Source organism: Niastella sp. (genome assembly GCF_045805085.1).
Lineage (GTDB): Bacteria > Bacteroidota > Bacteroidia > Chitinophagales > Chitinophagaceae > Niastella.
Window position 1 is genome coordinate 1 of record NZ_JBJMLX010000424.1, and the last position, 6,092, is coordinate 6,092.

Annotated in this window: 6 protein-coding genes; all 6 read left to right on the forward strand. The window is 44.3% G+C overall.

The window, feature by feature from the left end; genetic code table 11:
* A partial coding sequence (locus ACJ751_RS22220; protein WP_407747725.1) for a M16 family metallopeptidase occupies positions 1-954 on the forward strand: 954 nt, incomplete at its 5' end.
* A 27-nt stretch (positions 955-981) separates the two neighbouring features.
* Positions 982-2,268, forward strand: a complete 1,287-nt coding sequence (locus ACJ751_RS22225; RefSeq protein WP_407747726.1) for a M16 family metallopeptidase — start codon at positions 982-984, stop codon at positions 2,266-2,268.
* An 88-nt stretch (positions 2,269-2,356) separates the two neighbouring features.
* Complete coding sequence (locus tag ACJ751_RS22230) at positions 2,357-2,704, forward strand: phage holin family protein (RefSeq protein WP_407747727.1); 348 nt, start codon at positions 2,357-2,359, stop codon at positions 2,702-2,704.
* Positions 2,705-2,764: 60 nt separating this feature from the next.
* Positions 2,765-4,768 carry a thiamine pyrophosphate-dependent enzyme gene (locus ACJ751_RS22235; protein ID WP_407747728.1) on the forward strand — a complete coding sequence of 668 codons (2,004 nt, stop codon included), beginning with the start codon at positions 2,765-2,767 and terminating at the stop codon, positions 4,766-4,768.
* 99 nt (positions 4,769-4,867) lie between these two features.
* The gene (locus ACJ751_RS22240; RefSeq protein WP_407747729.1) at positions 4,868-5,401 is read left to right on the forward strand and encodes a Uma2 family endonuclease; all 534 of its coding nucleotides are present in this window, start codon (positions 4,868-4,870) and stop codon (positions 5,399-5,401) included.
* Between the two features lie 52 nt (positions 5,402-5,453).
* The coding region (locus ACJ751_RS22245; protein ID WP_407747730.1) for a hypothetical protein at positions 5,454-6,092 on the forward strand (639 nt) is incomplete at its 3' end.

Consider the following 6,092-nt stretch of genomic DNA (forward strand, 5'->3'; position numbering starts at 1 on the left):
GAAACAGCCTTCTGGCTCGAAAGCGACCGCATGCTTTCCCTGGCTTTCAGCGAAAAAAGCCTGGAAGTACAGCGCAAAGTGGTTATTGAAGAATTTAAAGAACACTACATTAATAAACCTTACGGCGATGTATGGTTCAAGCTGCGTGAAATGGCTTACAAAAAACATCCCTACCGCTGGATGACCATTGGCAAGGAATTATCGCATATTGAAAATGCCAGTCTGCAGGATGTAAAAGATTTCTTCTTCAAACATTACCGCCCCATGAACGCCATCCTGGTAGTGGCCGGCAATGTAAAGGTGGAACAGGTCCGCCAGCTGTCGGAGAAATATTTCGGTGATATTCCTTCCGGCGAAAAATACGATCGCCAGATTCCTGCTGAGCCACCACAAACAGAGGCCCGCAGCATGGAGGTAAAAGCCAATGTGCCCCTGGATGCCATCTACAAGGTTTGGCACATGGATAACCGCCTGGCTCATGGGTATTATGTGGCCGATCTTATTACCGAAGTACTTGGTGGCGGCGGTTCATCCCGCTTGTACCAACAACTGGTAAAAGAGAAAAAGTTATTCAGCCAGATAGAATGCTATCATTTTGGAACTGTTGATAAAGGCTTACTGGCCATTGAAGGCAAACTGGTGAAAGGCGTAAAAATGGAAGATGCCGAAGCAGCCATCAACGAAGAGATTGAAAAACTGAAACAAGGCGGCATCAGCGAAAAAGAGCTCACCAAGATCAAGAACAAAACCGAAGCAACGCTGGCATTTGAAGACATGAGCGTGCTTACCCGGGCCAATAACCTGGCCTTTTATGAATTGCTGGGCGATGTAAACCTGTTTAACCACGACAGGGATAAATATTTCTCGGTTACCGGTGATGATATTCTGCAATACAGCCGGCAAATATTCAACCCCAATAATGGCAGTACGCTGAAATACTATAGTGAGAAATAAAGAATAAAAGACGACTAAAAAGAAGATATGCTAAACAGAACAATTGCTCCTAAAATAATAGACCCGGTTCAATTTGAGATAAAATTGCCGGCCACCAAAAAATATAAACTCGCCAACGGTATTGAAGTGTTTGCTCTTGATATGGGTAGTGAAGATACCTTACTGGTGAACTGGGTTTTTTCGGCCGGTAACTGGTTCGAAAATAAAAAGAACGTTGCCGCCGCCACCAATTACTTACTAAAGAATGGCACCAGCAAGCGCAACGCTTTTGAAATAAACGAGCATTTTGAATATTATGGCTCTTACCTTAATCGTACCTGTTACAACGAAACTTCGGAAATAACCCTGCACACCCTGAGCAAGCACATTAATGAGCTGTTGCCCGTGGTGGCAGAACTGGTGCAGGATTCAGTATTCCCACAGGAAGAGCTGGACATTTATATTCAAAACTCGCAACAGCGCTTAAAAGTAAATCTGCAAAAAGGGGAATTTGTAGCCGGCCGGTTGATCGATGCCTACCTGTTTGGTGAAAAACACCCGTATGGAACATACAATGACCTGGCAGATTATGCAGCGGTACAACGGGAAGATGTAGTTAATTTTTACAATGAATATTACAAACAGGGTCGCTGCGTAATATTTGTAGCAGGTAAATTACCAGTGGATATTATTGACACACTGGAAAAGTATTTTGGCCAGCTGCCATTAAAGCCAAGGATGGGTGGTGCAGAAATTATTCAGCATCCTTTAGAACCCGCCATGCAGAAGAAATACGAAATACTGAACGATCCCAATGGTGTACAATCGGCCATTCGCATAGCCCGGCCCTTTCCTAACCGGCATCACCCCGATTTTCAAAAGGTGATGGTGCTGAACAATGTGTTAGGTGGCTTTTTCGGTTCCCGCTTAATGGGCAACATCCGGGAAGAAAAAGGGTATACCTATGGCATTTATAGTTACCTGTTGAACTTTACCAGCACCAGCGGCTGGATGGTAAGTACCGAAGCCGGTCGCGATGTTACGGCAGAAACTATAAAAGAAATATATTATGAAATGGAACAGTTGCGCGAAGAACCGATAGATGACGAGGAATTGAGTATGACACGCAATTCCATGATCGGCAGCATCCTGGGCGACCTGGATGGCCCTTTCCAGGTTATTGGTCGATGGAAGAGTATGATCCTGAACAATGTAGACGAACATTATTTTGACCGCAGCGTGCAGATCATAAAAACCATTTCAGCTGAAGAGCTGCAGGAACTGGCGAAGAAGTACCTGGTGCCCGAGGAGTTTTATGAACTGGTGGTGATTTAAGAAATGAATAACTGCAAGCCTCCTGACCCGCCGGGAGGCTTGTTACTTTTTTATAGTTCCATCGACTTATACACTAAATCACTATGTTATGAACTTTATCATGCGTATCATTGTCACCTCCATTGTTGCCTTCGGGTTATCATACATTTTAAGCGGGGTTCATATAGATACGTTCACGACCGCCATTGTGCTGGCTATTGTTTTAGCCATTTTAAACGCCATTGTAAAACCTATCCTTATTTTCATCACCTTCCCCATTACCATTGTAACATTAGGGCTTTTCTTATTTGTAATAAACGCCCTCATAATTATCCTGGCCGATAAGTTCATAAAAGGCTTTGCGGTAGACGGGTTCTGGTGGGCGCTGTTGTTTAGTTTTTTGCTGTCGATTGTTACTTCGGTATTATATAAAGAAAAAAGAGACGAAAAAGACTAGCCGCCACTACTACGGATATTTGATTTGCCCTAACTTCATAGTACACTATTTTATTATTGTATGCACTTCGATAGTAAAGATTTAACCTATGACCAACTGGTTCATTTGTATAAGAGCCTGCTATTGCCCCGGGTGATCGAAGAAAAAATGCTGGTGTTGTTGAGACAGGGAAAGATCTCAAAATGGTTTAGTGGAATTGGCCAGGAAGCGATTGCAGTGGGAGTTACCCAGGCGCTGGACGAAGACGAGTGGATATTACCCCTGCACCGAAACCTGGGCGTGTTTACAAGCAGGCATATGCCCCTGCATAAATTACTAATGCAATGGCAGGGAAACCAGAGCGGGTACAGCAAGGGGCGTGAACGCAGTTTTCACTTTGGCAATGCCCAGCACCATATTTGCGGCATGATCTCGCATTTGGGCCCGCAGTTAGGCATTGCAGATGGCATTGCCCTGGCACATAAACTCCGTAAAGAAGATAAAGTAGTAGTGGTGTTTACCGGCGAAGGCGGCACCAGCGAAGGCGATTTTCACGAAGCAGTGAATGTGGCCGCCGTGTGGGATCTGCCGGTGATCTTTGTGATAGAGAACAATGGCTATGCCCTGAGCACACCCGTAAATGAACAATACCGGTGTGAAGCGCTGGTAGAAAAAGCCCGCGGTTATGGTATTGACGGCGTTAAGATCGATGGAAATAATATCCTCAACGTATACGACACCATCAAGGGCGTAAAGAAATATTGCCTTGAATACCAGCGGCCCTACCTGGTTGAATGCGCTACCTTCCGCATGCGCGGCCACGAAGAAGCCAGCGGCACCAAATACGTTCCTCCATATTTGTTTGAAGTGTGGGATATAAAAGACCCCATCAAGAATTTTGAGCAGTTCCTGTTATCAAAACAGGTGCTGTCAAAAGAGGAGATCGACGCCATTCACCAGGACCTGAAAGACTACGTAGATGTAGAATGTAATATTGGGTTTAACGCCAAACCCATGTATGTGGATACGGGCAGAGAATTGCGGGATGTATATGCCGAAAATAAGGTGGATGTAAGAGGCATGCAATACGATGAAGAAAACCCAGCGGCTGCCGGCCCTGTTAAAGAACAACGTTTTATTGACGCCATAAAAGAAGGACTGCACCAAAGTATGCAGCAACATGCCGATCTCATTTTAATGGGCCAGGATATTGCCGAATACGGAGGCGTATTTAAAATAACAGAAGGTTTTGTAGAAGAGTTTGGAAAAGACCGCGTGCGCAATACCCCGTTGTGCGAAAGCGCTATCCTGGGCGCTGCATTGGGACTGAATATTCAGGGCTACCGGTCGATGATAGAAATGCAGTTTGCCGATTTTGTGACCATGGGTTTTACGCAGATCGTAAACAACCTGGCCAAGATCCATTACCGTTGGGGCCAATCGGCCAATGTGGTTATTCGAATGCCATGTGGCGCCGGAGTAGGGGCAGGCCCCTTTCATTCCCAAACCAATGAAGCCTGGTTTATACATACTCCCGGGTTGAAAGTGGTGTATCCATCTACCCCGGCCGATGCAAAGGGACTGCTTATCGCCGCCATCAATGACCCCAATCCTGTATTATTTTTTGAGCATAAGGCCCTGTACCGGAGTGTACATGGTAATGTACCTGAAGGGTATTATGAAACTGAGATTGGCAAGGCCCGGCATGTGCGTTCGGGTGATGATTGCAGTATTATCACCTATGGACAGGGGGTAATTTGGGCGGAAGACTATGCCGCGCATCATTCGGAGATCTCCATCGACATTCTCGACCTGCGCACTCTGTTGCCGCTCGATTATGACGCTATTAAAGCAGCCGTGGGCAGAACCGGGCGGGTACTGGTGTTGCACGAGGATACTATGACTGGTGGCCTTGGCGGTGAAATAGCCGCCTGGGTAGGCGAGCATTGTTTTGAACTGCTGGATGCGCCGGTATTGCGCTGTGCTTCCCTCGATACACCGGTGCCGTTCAATACCGAGCTGGAAAATAATTTCCTGGCCAAAGCCCGTTTGCACGAAACAGTGGTAAAGCTGCTAAAATATTAATATCAAAGGGGTTGTATATGATTAATTACCAATAGTATATATAAGTTTACTCTCTTTCACTATTCAAATCGAATACGTATCTTTATAAAAAGAATATCAGTGAATAGTACAGCAACAATACTACCACATTATACATACGATGATTGGATACATTGGGAAGGAAAATGGGAATTGATTAAAGGCATTCCTCATGCCATGAGCCCGGCTCCGGTTCCAAAGCATCAACAGATATCATCTAATTTATCTATAGCATTTGGTGTGCCATTAAGGGCCTGTAATAAATGTTCTGCTTATCAGCCTATAAATTATCTGATAACCAACGATACTATTCTTCAACCTGATTTCTTAATAGTGTGTGGAGAAATCACAAAAAAGTACCTTGATTTTCCACCTGCTTTAGTTGTAGAAATATTATCACCTGCTACGGCATTGAAGGATCGTCATACCAAATATGATATTTACGAATCTCAAGGCATTAAATACTATATCATTATAATGCCTGATAAAGAAGAAGCAGAGATATTCGAACTAATGGATGGCAAATATCATTTAAAAGAATCCGGCAAAAACTTTGTGCACGAATTTTTCTTTCCTGAATGCAATACCCGTGTTGATTTTAAAGAGATATGGTAAGGCAGGCCTGTAGTTGTAATCCCCCTCCTGAAAATATAACCTTGGAAGTAATATGCGCATATTTCTTGTTCTGATCCTTGTTGTAGCAGGCTGTAATATAGTTAATGCCCAATCAATTCAAAAAGCTGTTAACGATGCCTATGTGGTGAGCCGCATGGTGGATAAATATCACATTCAACCCCGCCCGTTAGATGATGAGCGATCAGAAGCCATCTTCAACGAGTTGATGCAGGAGTTGGATGTACAACGCATATTTTTTTCGCAGGACGATATAAAAAACCTGTCCGCCTATCGCCTGCAACTCGATGACCAGATCAAGGGTAAAAAATCAGACTTCCTCCAATTATTAGTAACTACCTATAAACAGCGGCTGCTGCAGGCAGATACCATGCTGGATAATATTTGTAAAACGCCTTTTAATTTCACCCTGAAAGAAAAGTATACCGTTGCGGAAGACACTACTTATCCCACTGGTATACCAGCCATGCATGCGAAAATGTACAAGCTGCTGAAGATGACGGTGCTGGCAGGTATACTGGAATACAACGAATTCGTCTATCCAACAAAACAGCCAACAAAGAGACTCGTAGACAGCCTGGAGCCCTCTTTGAGAAAAAAGGCTAATGTTACTATTAAGAGATCGGTAAAAAGAATATTGCAAAGTCCGCTGGGAATTGAATTCATGATCGGC